Raw genomic sequence first — 16109 nt, forward strand, 5'->3', positions numbered from 1 at the left:
CGAATTTATACGATGAAAAAAAGAAATTATTTATATAAAGTATTACCGTTGTGGTTGGTTGTACTTTACTTATCTTCTTGTAATAAAGGAGTTATGGACATCGATAAGGTGGAAGAGCATTTAGAGATCCAGGCATCTGCTGCAGCGATTGCTTTAGATGAAAGTCATTTGACGGACGACATTATTACTTTCAATTGGACACCCGCCAGAACAGTATCAGACGATCATGTTGTTTTATATTCAACAAAACTGGATCTATTGGGCAACAATTTCGGTACGTCTACAGCCATCTTATCTTATGAAGATGATGGGGTGTTTAGTAAGAGTTTCACCTCAGAACAGCTACAAAACTGGGCAAACGAGAAATGGGGACTTTCAGCCAATAAGCCCTTTACCCTACAGTTTCGCGTTGTCGCTGAATGGCAAGGTGGGCCTACCTTTGAGGCACCCGAAGTTCGCACGGTTACCGTTAACGTGCAACCCATTAAAACCGTGATTTTTGATGCTGATAAGGTGTTTTTAGGAGGATCTGCTGTACCAGGCATGAGTCAAGTTGAAATGAGCCAAACCTTGGAAAATTTGGATCAGTATGCTTATTTACTGGATTTACAAGTGGGAGAATTACAAATTCCAGTCGACTTTAATGGAGAGACCAACTATATCTGTCCAACAGATGGAGATGGAACGTTGAAAGACGGAGAGGCTGTACCCGTTACCATGCGGGATGCCCCCGCATCCTGGAAGATTGAGGAGCCAGGTCAGTATCGCGTGGTGGTTAATATGAAAAACAAAACGGCTTCCATCTATTCACCCGAAAAAGCGCTTGAGCCCAAAACCGTTGTTTGGAATAACTCGGCCGGGGGCCAAACAACGACCGCGGTGACCGAATTGTGGATGCATGGTGCGATTAACAATTGGGGGACACCCATAAAATGTAATGCGACCGTGAGTTTGGCGGACCCGCAAATATTAGTATATACAGGAGGTCTAACTGGCAAAACTAAATTCATCGTGTATGGCGGAAACGACAACGACAAAAATCTGGCATACGCCTTTAGTTGTCCGCTCACCAGCACGGGCGCACAGCAAGAACAGACCCTGGTTTTGGGTAAGGAAGCAGACTTGTCGGGCGGTTTTACCTCCGCACAACGCAACTCATACTATACCATTCCAGCAGGAGCAAATATCGTAATACTCGATTTACGGAATATGAAGATAACGGCCGAAAAGCGGTAAAGAAACGGAGATTTTACAAAATATTTTTACAGCATAAACATGAAAAAATTGAATTATAAAACACTCGTCAAACTGGCTTGTATGATGCTGGCTTGCCTGCAATCATTTGCTTGTTCATCTAGCGACATCGATAAAGACATAAGCGATCATGGTAACAATACCTTGTTCAAACCCAACTATAATCGCAATTCGGTATTTCGAAATCCAATGAACGGTTGGGTGATGTATGCCGCGCGTACTGCTGATGCAGCCTATTGGGATACAGAGTTTTATGTGTCAAACTTGGGTAAAAAGGTAAAAGCAATAGACTATGCCTCGGCTTGTTACATCCGTACCAGTTGGGCTTCTATGAATCCTAGGGAGGGCGTTTATAGCTGGCGCGATCCCAATTCACAGATTGGTAAACTTATCAAGGGCGCTGAGGAAAGAGGGTTGCCCATTGCTTTCCGCTTTGTGGTAGACGGACAGGATCAGGGGTTGAATACTCCACAGTTTGTCTTTGATGCAGGAGCCAAATATTATATGGTAGATAGCAAATTTCCGGATCGCTTGTCTCCCTATCCACAAGATCCTGTTTTTCAAAAGTATTATGTCAAGTTTATTCAGGCCTTGGCTGAAGATTTTAACGATCCCGATCGTACCGCCTTTATTGACGGGTATGGTCTCGGAAAATGGGGAGAAGGACATGGCGTCATTTATGAAGATCCCAATACGTCGACTGGCGCTAATACTGAAAAGCTGAAAGAAGAGGTAATGAATTGGATTACCGATGTATATACGCAATATTTCACCAAGGTTCCTTTACTTATGACGTATCATCGGGTGATTGGCGATCCCGCCAGTGATGGTGCTGTTAATCCCAATAGTGCTCACTTATTGGAATTAGCCATTAATAAAGGGTATAGCCTTCGCCAGGATGCTTTTGGTATGACAGATTATTACCAAGCTTGGGAGAAGGAGTTTGCTAAAACCTGGAATTTTAAACGTCCCATTGTTATGGAGGGAGGATGGATTATCAGTTCGCACCGTTATTGGCTCGACTCAGGTGGCAAGTATAGAGAGGGGCATCCAGAGGATGTACGACAAGGAGAATTTGATGCATCTGCCGAGGCACACGTGAATATGATGGACTTCCGTGCAGGATCAGAGACGCTCTCCTGGTTTGAAAATAGCTTTCCACTGGTTCAACGTTTTGTTTCTGAAGGGGGCTATCGCTTATATCCTGATCAAATTTATTTACCCGAGGAGATAAAAAGGGGCACCGAAGTTACCTTATCCAGTCGTTGGCGTAATATGGGCTGGGGATACCTTCCAAATAATATTCCGCAATGGAATTATAAATATAAAGTTGCTTTTGCCTTGCTCGATGCCGCAGGCGAGGTAAAAAAAGTTTTGGTGGATAAAGATAGCGAACCGTCTAATTGGTTGAAAGATAAACCGGTTACCTATGATTTCAAAACAACAGTAGACGTACCCGCAGGAACCTATTCCTGGGCGATAGCTATCGTTGATACTTCAAAGGACAACCAACCGGGGATTACGCTCGCGGTAAATGAGACGATTACTAACGATGGGTGGATGAAGCTTTTGGATGTGCACGTGCAATAAAAAGATGATAGTTCACGTATGCTGATAAAGATGGGTCCAGGGTCAAATGAATTAATATAGTCAAATAAGCATCATTTGATGGCTATTGTCTACCGATCAGTAGACAATAGCCTATTTAAACAGCAGTCGCGGGCGTAAAATTCTTAACATCCCATAATGATGAAAATGAATGTATGTATTCCGACAATGTTAATCCTCTTAAGTGCTTTTTATCCCGCGTTGTTGCACAATCTACTATGGCAAACGTTTACGGGCGTCGGGTACAATCGTTGAACGGAAAAAGGGGTGCTACTGTTTCTTTCCGTTGAATTCATTATATTGGTCAAACCAAAGCGGATGTACAGATATGAAACAAAAACAATCTCAGCTACCTTACCAATGGCCTGCTATCGAAGCTCCTCTTGCTATTCGCAGGCCCCGAGAGCGCGTGCTTCATGAGGATCGCGTGGTAGATGATTATTATTGGTTGAACGACTATTTTAAAAATGGCCCAAATAGGGATGAGGTGATCGAATACTTAAAAGCAGAAAATGCCTATGTGGATGGCATGATGGCTGGAACGAAGGACTTTCAAGATCAATTGTTTCACGAGCTTAAGGCGCGAATTAAAGAACAAGATGAATCCGTTCCTTATCTTAAAAATGGATACTATTATTATATTAAAACCGAGGAAGGTAAACAGTATTTTAAATACTGTAGAAAAAAGGGAACGTTAGAAGCGCCAGAAGAGGTGCTATTGGATGTTGATCAAATGGCTGAAGGACATCCCTATTTTAGTGTGGTGGGATTTGATGTAAGTCCAGATACACATTTAATGGTCTTCGGTGTCGATACATTATCCCGAAGGGAGTATACTTTGTACATTAAAAATATCAGAACAGGCGAATTTTATCCAGAGTCCATTTCCGGAACAACAGGGGATGTTGCTTGGGCAAATGATAATGAAACGTTTTTCTATACCGCAAAAAATCCAGAAACCTTACTCACAGAGAAAATCTTAAAACACCGTTTGGGAAAAGATAGTAAAACCGATGAGGTTGTGTATGAAGAACAGGATAAAAGCAATTATATTGGTGTAGAGCGGGCGAAATCGGGTAGGTTCATTTATATTAATTCTAGTGCAACGACAAGTTCGGAAACCTATTTTATATTAGCGGACCAACCAGAAAGTGCCTTTAAATGCTTCCAGAAGCGAATGAAGGATGTATTATATGAAGTAACTGCCTTAGAAGATCGCTTTTTGATCTTGACTAATAAAGATGCACTGAATTTTAAATTAATGGAATGTCCCTTAGATAGGACGAATATAGCGCATTGGAAAGAAGTAATCGGTCACAGGGAAGACGTACTTTTGGAGGGCGTGGATGAGTTTAAGGATTTCTTGGTTGTTACTGAACGGAGGAATGGACTTGCCCAATTCCAAATTCGCCATTTAGGCAGTGGAGAAAATTATTACCTTGACTTTGGGGAGGCTGCATATACGGCAACTACGGGAGCAAATATGGAATATCACACAGACGTATTGCGCTATAACTATACTTCCTTGACAACACCTTCTTCGGTTTATGATTACCGTATGTCGACAAGGGAAAAGGTATTAAAGAAACAACAAGAAGTTTTAGGAGGATATGATCCGACAGCCTATATATCCGAACGGATATATGCAACGGCGGATGATGGTGTTAAAATTCCGATTTCTTTAGTTTACCAAAAGGCCGTGCCGAGGGATAGTAATGCTCCTTTATTGCTTTATGGTTATGGTTCGTACGGGGCTTCCATGGATCCTAGCTTTAGCAGTACACGACTAAGTTTGCTTGAGAGGGGTTTCATCTTCGCTATTGCCCATATCCGAGGTGGCCAGGAAATGGGTAGGCAATGGTATGAAGATGGGAAGTTAATGAAGAAGAAAAATACGTTTTTAGATTTTATTGCCTGTGCGCGGCACCTCATCGCGCAGGGATATACATCCCGTGAACATTTATATGCACAAGGTGGTAGCGCCGGTGGCTTATTAATCGGTGTGGTTATGAATGAGGCTCCAGAGCTATGGAATGGCCTGATTGCACAGGTACCTTTCGTTGATGTGGTCAATACCATGTTAGATGAAAATATTCCGCTTACAACCAATGAATATGACGAATGGGGTAACCCAAATGAACCGGAAGCGTATTGGTATATGAAAAGTTATGCCCCTTACGAGAATATTGAGGCGAAAGATTATCCCCATTTATTAGTAACCACAGGCTTGCACGACAGTCAGGTGCAGTATTTTGAACCCGCAAAATGGGTAGCCAAGCTCCGCGCTATAAAAACAGGCCCTCAGGTTTTATTATTAAAAACAGAAATGGATTACGGGCATGGCGGTGCATCCGGCCGATTTGATTATTTAAAAGATGTTGCGCTTAATTATGCTTTTTTGCTCACTTTGGAGGGGATTTTCAACTAATCCGTGAGTTCCCCTCTAATATTAACTTCTACCCATCGAGCCACTTCGCTTTGGCTTTCAAATTCGCCTTGAAGGTACATAAGCTTCGTTACTGCGGCTTCAAAGGTCATGTCAAAGCCACTGAGGACTCCCATGTCTTTTAACCAATGGCTGGTTTCATAACGGCCGAGTTCTACGGACCCAACCTTGCATTGCGAAATATTGACTATATTTTTGCCATTTTTAATCGCTTGACGTAGCATATCGAGAAACCAGGATGCGGTAGTTGTATTCCCTGAGCCGAACGTCTCCATGATAACAGAACGGGCATTAGATTCCAGTACCGCTTTTACGACTTCTTTGCTTATCCCGGGATATAATTTGAGGACGGAAATAGAATTATCGATCTTTGTATGCAATACAAACTCTTTTCCGCTATTGTTCATTAAAGCGGGACGGTTGTATTTGAGGTGTACGCCCGCTTCGGCAAGGACCGGATAATTTGGAGAACGGAAAGCCTCAAATTTGGCGGAGTTATACTTAAAAGAGCGATTGCCCCTGAACAATTTGCTATCGAAATAGATGCATACTTCTTGCACGCGAGCGCGGCCATTCTTTTTAGCAGAGGCAATTTCAAGTGCTGTAATTAAATTTTCGCGTGCGTCAGTACGTATTGCGCCAATAGGGAGTTGAGAGCCAGAGAAAATAACCGGTTTTTGCAAACCTTCAAGCATAAAGCTTAAAGCTGAAGCCGAAAAGGCCATTGTATCCGACCCATGTAAGATAACGAAGCCGTCATATTGCTCATAATTATCTTTAATTAATTCGGCCATTTGAATCCAGATTGCCGGTTGCATGTTGGATGAATCGATAATCGGATCAAATGAGTGAATCGATAGATGGTAATTCAAACGGCTAAGTTCCGGTACGTTTTTACGGATAAGATCAAAATCAAATGGAACAAAACTTCCCGATGTCTCATCGGTAACCATTCCAATAGTACCCCCCGTATATAAAATAAGTACATTATTCATGTATAATACAGCAATAAAAGGTCAAGGCAAACATAAAGGTATTAAATTCCGAAGACAATTTCAGCATTACGCGTTGTAATGTTCGCAACTTCTTCTATAGATTTTTGGTGAAGGTCAGCAACTTTTTGTGCGATATGGATCAAATAACTACTCTCATTGGGCTTTCCCCGGAAAGGTGCCGGAGCTAAATAGGGAGCGTCAGTTTCTAACACGATATGGGATAAATCGATCTGTTTGACCACGGTATCCAATCCTGCATTTTTGAACGTAACGACACCGCCAATGCCAAGGAAAAAACCAAGATTTATAGCCCTTTTAGCTTGTTCCAAAGTACCGGTAAAGCAATGGAAAATACCAAAGAGCTTATCGTCGGCTAATGCTTCCAATAAAGCAAAGAGTTCGTCAAAGGCTTCCCTACAATGAATAACGATAGGAAGATTGCGTGCCTTAGCCCAGGCCACTTGGATGCGAAAAGCCTCTTGTTGTTCTTTTAAAGTCGTTTTATCCCAATAAAGGTCTAAACCGATTTCTCCTATAGCGTATATTTTTTGTTGATCTAATGCGGCTTCTATAGCGGCCAGTTCTTCCTTAAAATTAGCCTTTACACTGCAAGGGTGTAAGCCGAGCATAGGAAAGCAGTGTTGGGGATAGGATTTTACGGTATTAAATACCTTCTCTACAGAATCGCGATCTACATTAGGAAGAAATAAACGGGAAATCTGATTGGCAAGGCAACGTTGGATCTGTTCTGCTAAAGCTGCACCATCATGATAATAAATATGGGTATGCGTATCGGTAAGTAGCATGTAAACAAACCTATAGAAAATATACCAGAATATCGTTACGTAAATGTAAATAAGTACGCGCGAAAGATCTTACCGACCTTCGCGCGCGCACGCTTTTTACTTTTTCTTTTACTTTTTCGCCGTAGCGTTAGTATCCGCTGCTGCTGGAGCAGCCTTTGGAGCTACAATATCAATTAGTTCTATATCGAATGCGAGTGGGGTATAGGGCTGAATACCCATGCTTCCTTGTTCGCCATAGCCGAGTTTAGAAGGTAAGATGAAGGTTGCTTTTGAACCTTTTGATAAGAGTTGGATTCCTTCATCCCAGCCAGGAACAACGGCCCCAACACCGATAGGGATACGGATTGGATCATAAGGTTCGCGCATTTGATTATAAACGTTTCCTTTTTTCGCATCTTCCTTTACACTACTATCAAATATTTTCCCGCCTAAGAAACGACCGGTGTAGTGCACAACAACCGTATCTCCAGCATGCGGCTTTTGTCCGCTTCCTTCTTTTTCAATTTTATATTTTAAGCCAGAGCTAGTTGTTTGTACATCTAGGTTGTTCTTTTTAATGTAATTTTCAATTTTTCCCCCTTCCGCATTTTTAGCTTTTTCGCGATCCTGGGTAATGTATTTTTCCACTTCGGCATTGAATACACTATCGGTAAGTGTTCCTTTAGGGATAACCTTATTGATTTTAAACGTATGGTTAATGTAATGTCCACCAAATGGAGGTTTGGGTTGGCCTGATTTTGCGACCATAGTATCGATATTCAATTGAAATATAGCGCTATCGCCTTCGCCAAGCATGGATAAGGCACTAAAAATATCGCCTTTATACATCGATTTTTGTGCGGCCAAATAAAATGGTTGTTCCATTTCATAACTACTATTTAAAACCGAATCATTTTCTGTTGTAATAACGGCACCTAAAGAGACGAAATCCCCTTCTTTGATCTTGGGTTTTCCTTCGTCTTTTACAATTTTGTATTTCATGCCTCCTTCGCCGTCTTTGAAATTTTGGCATGACGTTGCTCCTAATCCTGTTAAAGCCGCCAAGCCTAAAATAAGGGATGTTTTTTTCATTTTTCTCTTTACTTGTTAAATTTTTCTTTTATACGATTATACGTTCTTTTATAGTGTTAACTGTTCTTGATAACTGGGCAAAATGGATTTGAATTTATCAACCACTTGTGCTAAAGGTAAATCATCGTGTCCTCCAGCAGCATTTCGGTGCCCTCCGCCATTAAAATAAGTAGCGCAAACCTCATTTACCGGAAATGTTCCGGTTGAGCGCAAAGAAAGTTTGATTTGATTTGTTCTATCGATAATCAGTGCTGCTAGCCGGATTCCGCTGATTGATAAGGCATAATTTACTAAACCTTCCGTATCGCCTGTAGTAATATTAAAACGGAGTAAATCTTCTTTTGTTATGGCAAAGTAGGCCGTGTTAAATTGGGGAAGCACCTGTAGACGGTTTAATAAGCAGAAACCCAGAAACCGTAATCGATTTTCAGAAGAGCTGTTATAAACAAGATCGTGAATTTCTGCATTCTTTGCTCCAAGTAAGATAAGATCCGCTACGGTTAAATGTACTGCTGCCGTTGTGGATTGGAATCGAAAGGATCCGGTGTCGGTCATAATGCCTGTGTAGATGCAGGAAGCGATTTCTGGTGTGATAGAAGCGCGATCGTCCATGAGGTTAACGATAAAGTCGTATACCAATAGGGCAGTCGCCGCCGCGTCTGTATCCCAGAGCCTAAAATCATCGAAATCTTCAGGAACCAAGTGATGGTCGAGCATCACTTTGATCGCTTGGCTTTCTCGCAAAATGCCTTGCATATCGTGCGTGCGGCCTAGACCGTTAAAATCTAAGCAGAAAATCAGATCAGCTTGCTTAATCAATTGGTCGGCTTGTGCTTGATGATCGGTATAGATGAGCGCTTCCTCCTGATGTGGCATCCAATGCAAAAAAGAGGGATAATCGGATGGAACAATCAATTGCACCTGATGACCGCGTGCTTTTAACCATAAAAGCATTGCTAAAGAAGAACCTAAGGCATCGCCATCTGGCTTATAGTGCGTGGTAATAACGATCGTTTTTGGTTCGGCTAATATTTCCTTCAGCGTGGTTATTGTTAACATGCAGCGATTTAAAGATTGCAAAGCTATTAAAATTTTTATGCACTTGCATATATAGGTACAATATTTTAAAATGAGAAATATTATCCCATAAAACTGTATTTTTGCAACAAAATATAAGAAATGACTACAAATAGAACGTTTACGATGATTAAACCTGATGCGGTTGGCAATGGACACATTGGGTCGATTTTAAATGACATCCTTGCCGCAGGTTTTCGCATAGTTGCTCTGAAATATACCCGTTTGACAAAAGAAACAGCTGGTGCGTTTTATGCCGTACATAAAGAACGACCATTTTATAAAGATTTAGTAGATTTCATGAGTTCTGGACCAATTGTGGCCGCTATTCTAGAAAAGGAAAACGCAGTGGAGGACTTTCGGAAGTTAATTGGCGCTACAGATCCTGCTAAAGCAGAACCAGGTACTATTCGGAATAAGTATGCCCAATCTATAGAAGCAAATGCCGTTCATGGATCGGATTCCAATGAGAATGCAGCCATCGAAGGGAGCTTTTTCTTCTCCGCTTTAGAACAGCATTAAGAAGGGTTTAAGATGCAAAGAAGGTTTAAGGTGTGAGGAGGAAGGCGTATGGGTGGGTGGTTCGATCAATTCCGTCCGTGGTCGGACAGGCCCAATAACAAATAACGATTAACTATTAGGGCTATTTTCTTCGTGTAATTAAAGCTTATCCCTATCACGCTATACCGTATAGCCTTAAACCCTTATCCCTTACACTATACGCCTTTTACCTTTTTCCTCATCCCTTTCCCCTTAATTGGGCCCGATACCGTTTGATTGTTTCTTCTAGACCTAAGTATAGTGCATCTGAAATCAATGCATGACCAATACTAACTTCCAATAAATCGGGTATGTGTTGGTAAAAGTAATGCAGGTTGTGCAGATCGAGATCGTGCCCAGCATTTAAACCTAAGCCCAAGGATTTAGCTATTGTTGCGGCTTCAACATAAGGCTTGATCGCGTTTGCAGGGTCGCGGTGAAAATGGGCTGCGTAACCTTCTGTGTACAATTCGATACGATCGGTTCCTGTTTGTGCGGCAGCCTCCACCATTTTCGGATTAGGATCAACAAAAATAGAAACTCGAATTCCTTCCGCTTTAAACAATGCGGTCATATCCTGTAAATAAACCTGGTGCTTAATCGTGTCCCAACCATGGTTAGAAGTAATTTGGCCAAGTTCGTCAGGCACTAGGGTTACCTGTGCGGGTTTATTGGCTAAAACAAGGTCTACAAATTTCTTTTCTCTACAATTACCTTCAATATTGAATTCAGTATGTATCGCCGTTTGGAGATCAAAAACATCTTGGTAGCGGATGTGACGTTCATCAGGGCGAGGATGTACCGTTATTCCCTGAGCTCCAAATTTTTCGCAATCCAAAGCCACTTGTAATAGGTCGGGATTATTTCCCCCGCGGCTATTTCTTAGTGTAGCCACTTTGTTAATATTTACAGAAAGTTTAGTCATCTCAGTTGACAAACATAGCCAATGTTAGGGGGATATACAATTTTGATAATAGGAATAAGGGAACAATTGTAACAAAAATGTAAATAGCAATCCGTTATTTAGAATGATTAAAAATAATATTATATTTGCAGTGTTCAATTCGGAAAAGAAACGTTTGAATTGGTTGTTTAAAAAAGACCTGTTTACCCACACGATAAAGGTGAGCGTGTGGGTAAGACAGGCGCAAACGCATCTTTATGTGCAATACGAGAATTTTGTGCCAGACGGCCAAGGTAACTGTAAGTCAGTGTACATCGTGCGGAATGTATTTTATTTGGCATAATAATATACTATTACATTTTCTAAACCAAGAGTTTTATCTTTTTTTAACCCACATTAAAACCTATGTTTTTGAACAGCGGGCATTTTGTTTTCCAGATGGTGAAAAACGGTTAGTCATGCACTCTTCGGCGAATGAAATCAGTTTAGCTTTTACGGAAGAAGAATGGGAAGATTTGAAGGAAGTGCTTACAGAGGCCGCTTATTTGGGTAATGTTTATGATATTTTAAAAGGGTGTAAATAAAAGATATTTAAATGTCGAACGCTTGTTTCAAAAAGCTCGACATTTAAATATCCTTCCGAAATTAATATCGGTAATGATCAGGCTTATAGGGTCCATCCACGGTTACACCGATATACGCCGCTTGCTCAGAAGACAGTTCATCCAATTCTACGCCAATTTTGGCTAAATGTAAGCGGGCCACTTTTTCATCCAAATGTTTCGGTAGGGTATAAACCTTGTTTTCATAGTTTCCCGAATTCGTCCACAGCTCAATCTGCGCCAAGGTTTGGTTGGTAAACGAGTTACTCATGACGAAGGAAGGATGGCCCGTTGCACAACCTAAATTAACCAAGCGGCCTTCTGCCAATAGAATAATATCTTTTCCGTCGATCGTATATTTATCAACCTGCGGTTTGATCTCTATTTTGGTATGGCCATAATTTTTATTGAGCCAAGCGACATCTATTTCGTTATCAAAGTGGCCGATATTACAAACGACCGCTTTATCTTTCATTGTTTTAAAGTGTTCTGCTCGAACAATGTCTTTATTCCCCGTCGTGGTAACCACAATATCTGCCTCTTTTACGGCATTGGCAAACTTCTTCACTTCATATCCTTCCATAGCTGCTTGTAAAGCACATATGGGGTCAATTTCGGTAACGATAACCCGTACACCTGCGCTGCTTAATGATTCGGCTGATCCTTTACCTACATCACCGTAACCGGCAACAACGGCGACTTTACCCGCAAGCATTAAGTCGGTAGCGCGGCGGATGGCATCTACTAGGGATTCGCGACAACCGTATTTGTTGTCGAATTTCGATTTGGTAACCGAATCGTTGACATTGATGGCTGGTAAATGCAATGTACCATTTTTCATCCGCTCATAAAGGCGGTGTACACCTGTTGTTGTTTCCTCGGATAGTCCATTAATACCCTTGATGAGCTCTGGATATTTATCGAATACCATGTTTGTTAAGTCTCCGCCATCATCCAAAATCATATTTAGCGGTTTTCTATCTTCTCCAAAAAACAAGGTTTGTTCGATACACCAATCAAACTCTTCGGCAGTGAGGCCTTTCCATGCATATACGGAAATACCTGCGGCTGCAATGGCGGCGGCGGCGTGATCCTGTGTGGAGAAAATATTGCAGGAAGACCAACTCACCTCAGCACCTAAGGCAATGAGGGTTTCTATTAAAACGGCAGTTTGTATGGTCATATGCAAACAACCGGCAATGCGTGCTCCAGCTAGCGGTTTTGAAGCCCCATATTCTTCACGAAGTGCCATAAGACCGGGCATTTCGGCTTCTGCTAATTCAATTTCTTTACGGCCCCATTCGGCTAAATTAATGTCCTTTACTTTATAAGGTACATATTTCGTCTCTACTGATGACATCGTTTATTGCTATAAATTGTTAATAATCAAGATGAGCGAACAAAGTTACTAACTATTTAGCAGGAATTATGTTTTAAAGAGGTAATAATTAACGGGTCTTTTCTTTTTGTTTTGTAATTTCACACCATGTATTTTTGGTTTTTCGGGATGTAGCGCAGGCCGGTAGCGCGCTTCGTTCGGGACGAAGAGGTCGCAGGTTCGAATCCTGTCATCCCGACTAAAATGTAAAAGTCAAGACGCAATACACCCCATCTATTGAAGCAATAGGAAATACCAAGCAGGTAGTTTTGTTTAACTATTCTTCTTGCAGCGACTTTACCGGATTAACTACTGCCGCTCGTGCAGCCTGCCAACCAACGGTGAGCATCGCGACGGATATAGCCGATAGGCCAGCCAAAGCAAAGATCCACCACTGAATGGTAATGCGGTAGGCAAAATCATCCAGCCATTTATTCATGATCCACCAGGCAATAGGAGACGCAATGAAGATCGCTATCATAACTAATTTTATATAGTCCTTAGAAAGCATTAATACAATACCTGTTACCGAAGCACCCAGCACTTTGCGAATGCCAATTTCTTTGATGCGCTGCTGGGCAAATAACATCGATAATCCTAACAAACCCATACAAGCAATCAGTAGAATTAGTAAAGCAACATAGTTAGTCACTTTCAATATCCCATCCAATAACGCATATTGATTTTCGACCCGTTCGTCTATCATTTGGTAACGAAATGATTTTTTAGAAGGGATTTGCTTGAAAGAAGTTTCCAATTTCGCCACGATTTGTTTTTGATGATGTGGATCGATTCGGATACTGATGTGGGTGTTGAGGCCAAGATTGGACTCACCAGCGTACCAGTGTATTAGCGGTGCTATTGGACGGTCTAGGCTTTTATAGTGAAAGTCCTTCATGACACCAATAACCGTTACAAGTTGATCTGATCCCTTTTGCCGGAGTCTTTTCCCGACAGGGTCAGACCAACCAAATGCTTTTACAGCAGCTTCATTGATGAGCACCTTATCGCTTTCTGTCGCTTTGAGCTGGTCATCAAAATTGCGGCCGGCTATGATAGGGATCTGGTACGTGTCGACAAAACCGGCGTCAACTTCTACATACTGTATGTGCACTTCCTTCTCGCTTTCTACGTCGACAAAACCATTAGAATTATTCCCGTAAGCAGTAGGGATATCCTGTGAGGTTGAAACCGCCTTAACATAAGGATCTGCTTTCAATGACTGAAGGATAACCTTAAAATGGCTATCTGCTTTTTGGATGTCGTTAAAACCAAGGTCGAGCGAACCGACCACCACCTCTTCGGTATTGAAACCCAATGCTGCACTTTTCATGTAGCGAATTTGCATATGGAGAATAAATGCCATACACAAAAAGGTAATGCCCAATACAAATTGCGTCGTTATAAAGGTATTTCGGATACCTCCGTTTTCGGCTTTTTTGTTCACCTTTCCCTTAATGGCATCGGCCAATTTTTGGCTGTTAAGCCATATATTGGGTAAGCTAGCAGCAAGAAGCACGACGACGATCGCAATTCCCACAATCAGCATAACGACAGTATTTCCATGGCTCAGATCTAATTCTCCCAAACGTTCACCTGCGATGCCATTTACCATTGTTAACAAAATCAGTCGGAATACCACGAAACCCAGGGCTAGTGATATTGCCATAATCAAGCTATTTTCTACGCAAAACTGCGTGGTAATGTGTTGTTTTGAAGAGCCAATCACTCGTCGTACGGCCACCTCTTTAGTCCGGTTGAATGTGGTGGCCATATTGAGATTGACTAAATTAACCACTACAATCAACAGGACAAATACGGCCGCTGCCATTGCTCCAATAATAATCTTATGTACGGTTTCGCCTGTCTCTGTCTTTAATTGTGTGAAAGGAACCACTTTTACCACACTATGCTTATTTGGTGAAGCATAATGTTGCTGGACAATCGTAGCTATTTTTTTATTCAATAGGTCTAGGTTAGTTCCCGCGCGAAGCATAAGGTAACCTTGCGCAAAGACATTGTACCAGTTGGCAATTTCTTTGAAGCCATCGGTATAATAATCCCGTAAAAACTGTACCGGTAAAAGCACATCTGCGTGTAAAGATGTATTCGTAGGCATATCGACTACCGCTGTTACGACACGGGGGATGCTATCGGCTAACATTACCGTTTCACCTAATGCCGGTTGATCACCAAATAATTGGGTCTTCATCCGCTTGGAGATAACCAATGACTGCTTTTCTTGCAGAGCACTTGTTGGTTCCCCTTCCACCAATTTGAATGAAAACATTCGCAGAAAGTCTGGATCGACATAAATGGTATTTCCCTGAATCTCATTTTTACCAACTGATAGCCATAGGTTTTCCCAGCCTTGCCAATGGCTAATGGCCTCTACTTCAGGACAAGTGGCTTCAATTTCATATAATAAGGGAAAAGTTGTCTGCTGGTGGCTATTTCCATCTGAAGAGAACGTTTTTAGGTAATATAGCTGATCTTTATGCTCGTGAAACTCGTCACGGGTGATATATTGGTTAACCAGCAACGCTAAGGACAGCATGCTTGCCATCCCTAAAGATAAGCCGATAATGTTGATCAGACTGAAAGCCTTATTACGCCAAAGGTTTCGCCATGCAATTTTGAAATAGCTTTTAACCATGGTTGTTTACTTTTGCTATTTTACATTCGCAAGTAGTGCTCCTGTGAATCATCTTTAGATTTTCAAACTAGCTTTATAAAAAGGAGATATTTGCTCGGAAAATACCATCAAGAAAGTTGCCACAAAAATCAATCATTTTATAATCAATAGTTTATGATTATTGCTGTCTTCACGAGTGTTCGTTTTCGAACACCGATTTGTTCATACTTGGACAGCCGCTAACTGAAGGTGAAGATATTATATCAAACCATGAGTTGATTGATGCGCTATTTATCGCAAAATGGTGCCGTCTTCAGAAAAATGAAAATTTATTTTGCATTTACGAAAACCTTCGTATATTTGAATACGAAAACCTTCGTACATGTGTTCGAGTGGTTAATTAACTGTCAATGAAAGCGATAAAACCAACAGAAAGTGAATTGGAGATTCTAAAAATCTTATGGGAGCAGGGCGAGTGTACGGTGCGGCAAGTTCATGAGATTTTTGCAGAAAATAAAGAAGTCGGCTATACCACGACCTTAAAACTGATGCAAATTATGCATAGCAAAGGTCTAGTAGAACGGGATGAACAACAGAAGACGCATATTTATCGTGCTTTGGTAAGTCGGGATAAAACAGAAAAACAAGTATTAGGTAAGCTCATTAAAGACATGTTTGACGGATCGGCCGTTCGTATGGTGATGCAGGCGCTTGGTAGTCATCAAGCAAGTGACCAGGAGCTTGAAAAAATAAAACAATTGTTAGCGGAACTTGAAAATAAAAAATAAATAAC

General features: G+C 41.4%; 13 protein-coding genes and 1 tRNA gene. 7 read left to right on the top strand and 7 right to left on the bottom strand.

Features of this window, described 5'->3' with window-relative positions; all coding sequences use genetic code 11:
* Positions 1 to 12: 12 nt before the first annotated feature.
* The 3 genes from ABD930_RS17835 (at position 13) to ABD930_RS17845 (ending at position 5290) form a co-directional block, all read left to right on the top strand.
* Positions 13 to 1236, top strand: coding sequence for a SusE domain-containing protein (locus ABD930_RS17835; protein ID WP_345233755.1), 1224 nt, complete (start codon positions 13 to 15; stop codon positions 1234 to 1236).
* Positions 1237 to 1275: 39 nt separating this feature from the next.
* Complete coding sequence (locus ABD930_RS17840) at positions 1276 to 2844, top strand: DUF4832 domain-containing protein (protein ID WP_345233757.1); 1569 nt, start codon at positions 1276 to 1278, stop codon at positions 2842 to 2844.
* A 346-nt stretch (positions 2845 to 3190) separates the two neighbouring features.
* A complete protein-coding gene (locus tag ABD930_RS17845; RefSeq protein WP_345233759.1) occupies positions 3191 to 5290 on the top strand; it encodes a S9 family peptidase in 2100 nt (699 codons plus the stop codon).
* Here the strand turns inward: ABD930_RS17845 and ABD930_RS17850 are convergent.
* From ABD930_RS17850 to ABD930_RS17865, 4 genes are all read right to left on the bottom strand, one after another.
* Positions 5287 to 6303 (bottom strand): asparaginase, encoded by a 1017-nt coding sequence (locus tag ABD930_RS17850; protein ID WP_345233762.1) that lies wholly within the window; start codon positions 6301 to 6303, stop codon positions 5287 to 5289. The two genes, ABD930_RS17845 and ABD930_RS17850, sit on opposite strands and share 4 nt — an antisense overlap.
* A 41-nt stretch (positions 6304 to 6344) precedes the next feature.
* On the bottom strand, positions 6345 to 7109 hold the full coding sequence (locus tag ABD930_RS17855) for a TatD family hydrolase (RefSeq protein WP_345233764.1): 765 nt from the start codon (positions 7107 to 7109) through the stop codon (positions 6345 to 6347).
* A 108-nt stretch (positions 7110 to 7217) separates the two neighbouring features.
* A complete protein-coding gene (locus tag ABD930_RS17860; protein WP_345233766.1) occupies positions 7218 to 8180 on the bottom strand; it encodes an FKBP-type peptidyl-prolyl cis-trans isomerase in 963 nt (320 codons plus the stop codon).
* 48 nt (positions 8181 to 8228) lie between these two features.
* Positions 8229 to 9239 carry a DHH family phosphoesterase gene (locus tag ABD930_RS17865; RefSeq protein ID WP_345233768.1) on the bottom strand — a complete coding sequence of 337 codons (1011 nt, stop codon included), beginning with the start codon at positions 9237 to 9239 and terminating at the stop codon, positions 8229 to 8231.
* 120 nt (positions 9240 to 9359) lie between these two features.
* Between ABD930_RS17865 and ABD930_RS17870 the strand changes: the two genes are divergently transcribed.
* Positions 9360 to 9779: a nucleoside-diphosphate kinase gene (locus tag ABD930_RS17870; RefSeq protein WP_345233770.1), complete on the top strand. Its 420-nt coding sequence runs from the start codon at positions 9360 to 9362 to the stop codon at positions 9777 to 9779.
* Positions 9780 to 9996: 217 nt separating this feature from the next.
* Here the strand turns inward: ABD930_RS17870 and ABD930_RS17875 are convergent, their stop codons facing one another.
* Complete coding sequence (locus tag ABD930_RS17875) at positions 9997 to 10722, bottom strand: pyridoxine 5'-phosphate synthase (protein ID WP_345233772.1); 726 nt, start codon at positions 10720 to 10722, stop codon at positions 9997 to 9999.
* 236 nt (positions 10723 to 10958) lie between these two features.
* Between ABD930_RS17875 and ABD930_RS17880 the strand changes: the two genes are divergently transcribed.
* Positions 10959 to 11285: a DUF6686 family protein gene (locus ABD930_RS17880; RefSeq protein ID WP_345233774.1), complete on the top strand. Its 327-nt coding sequence runs from the start codon at positions 10959 to 10961 to the stop codon at positions 11283 to 11285.
* A gap of 61 nt (positions 11286 to 11346) precedes the next feature.
* On the opposite strand, the gene ahcY is transcribed toward ABD930_RS17880, so the two are convergent.
* On the bottom strand, positions 11347 to 12663 hold the full coding sequence (gene ahcY, locus ABD930_RS17885) for an adenosylhomocysteinase (protein WP_345233776.1): 1317 nt from the start codon (positions 12661 to 12663) through the stop codon (positions 11347 to 11349).
* 143 nt (positions 12664 to 12806) lie between these two features.
* Between ahcY and ABD930_RS17890 the strand changes: the two genes are divergently transcribed.
* Positions 12807 to 12880, top strand: a tRNA-Pro gene (locus ABD930_RS17890).
* 78 nt (positions 12881 to 12958) lie between these two features.
* On the opposite strand, the gene ABD930_RS17895 is transcribed toward ABD930_RS17890, so the two are convergent.
* On the bottom strand, positions 12959 to 15337 hold the full coding sequence (locus ABD930_RS17895) for an ABC transporter permease (protein ID WP_345233778.1): 2379 nt from the start codon (positions 15335 to 15337) through the stop codon (positions 12959 to 12961).
* A gap of 389 nt (positions 15338 to 15726) precedes the next feature.
* Here ABD930_RS17895 and ABD930_RS17900 point away from each other — a divergent pair, with 389 nt between their 5' ends.
* Entirely contained in the window at positions 15727 to 16104 is a 378-nt protein-coding gene (locus ABD930_RS17900; RefSeq protein WP_345233780.1) for a BlaI/MecI/CopY family transcriptional regulator, read from the top strand.
* The last annotated feature ends 5 nt before the right edge of the window (positions 16105 to 16109 follow it).

Origin of the sequence: Olivibacter ginsenosidimutans (genome assembly GCF_039542865.1) — a bacterium.
GTDB lineage: Bacteria > Bacteroidota > Bacteroidia > Sphingobacteriales > Sphingobacteriaceae > Olivibacter > Olivibacter ginsenosidimutans.

What these genes read in the sequence shown, in the direction of transcription:
- ABD930_RS17835 (WP_345233755.1), top strand. Translation starts at nt 13, where the DNA reads ATGAAAAAAAGAAATTATTTATATAAAGTATTACCGTTGTGGTTGGTT.
- ABD930_RS17865 (WP_345233768.1), bottom strand. Translation starts at nt 9,239, where the DNA reads ATGTTAACAATAACCACGCTGAAGGAAATATTAGCCGAACCAAAAACG.
- ABD930_RS17880 (WP_345233774.1), top strand. Translation starts at nt 10,959, where the DNA reads ATGTGCAATACGAGAATTTTGTGCCAGACGGCCAAGGTAACTGTAAGT.
- ABD930_RS17895 (WP_345233778.1), bottom strand. Translation starts at nt 15,337, where the DNA reads ATGGTTAAAAGCTATTTCAAAATTGCATGGCGAAACCTTTGGCGTAAT.
- ABD930_RS17900 (WP_345233780.1), top strand. Translation starts at nt 15,727, where the DNA reads ATGAAAGCGATAAAACCAACAGAAAGTGAATTGGAGATTCTAAAAATC.
- ABD930_RS17855 (WP_345233764.1), bottom strand. Translation starts at nt 7,109, where the DNA reads ATGCTACTTACCGATACGCATACCCATATTTATTATCATGATGGTGCA.
- ABD930_RS17840 (WP_345233757.1), top strand. Translation starts at nt 1,276, where the DNA reads ATGAAAAAATTGAATTATAAAACACTCGTCAAACTGGCTTGTATGATG.
- ABD930_RS17845 (WP_345233759.1), top strand. Translation starts at nt 3,191, where the DNA reads ATGAAACAAAAACAATCTCAGCTACCTTACCAATGGCCTGCTATCGAA.
- ABD930_RS17860 (WP_345233766.1), bottom strand. Translation starts at nt 8,180, where the DNA reads ATGAAAAAAACATCCCTTATTTTAGGCTTGGCGGCTTTAACAGGATTA.
- ABD930_RS17875 (WP_345233772.1), bottom strand. Translation starts at nt 10,722, where the DNA reads ATGACTAAACTTTCTGTAAATATTAACAAAGTGGCTACACTAAGAAAT.
- ABD930_RS17850 (WP_345233762.1), bottom strand. Translation starts at nt 6,303, where the DNA reads ATGAATAATGTACTTATTTTATATACGGGGGGTACTATTGGAATGGTT.
- ABD930_RS17870 (WP_345233770.1), top strand. Translation starts at nt 9,360, where the DNA reads ATGACTACAAATAGAACGTTTACGATGATTAAACCTGATGCGGTTGGC.
- ahcY (WP_345233776.1), bottom strand. Translation starts at nt 12,663, where the DNA reads ATGTCATCAGTAGAGACGAAATATGTACCTTATAAAGTAAAGGACATT.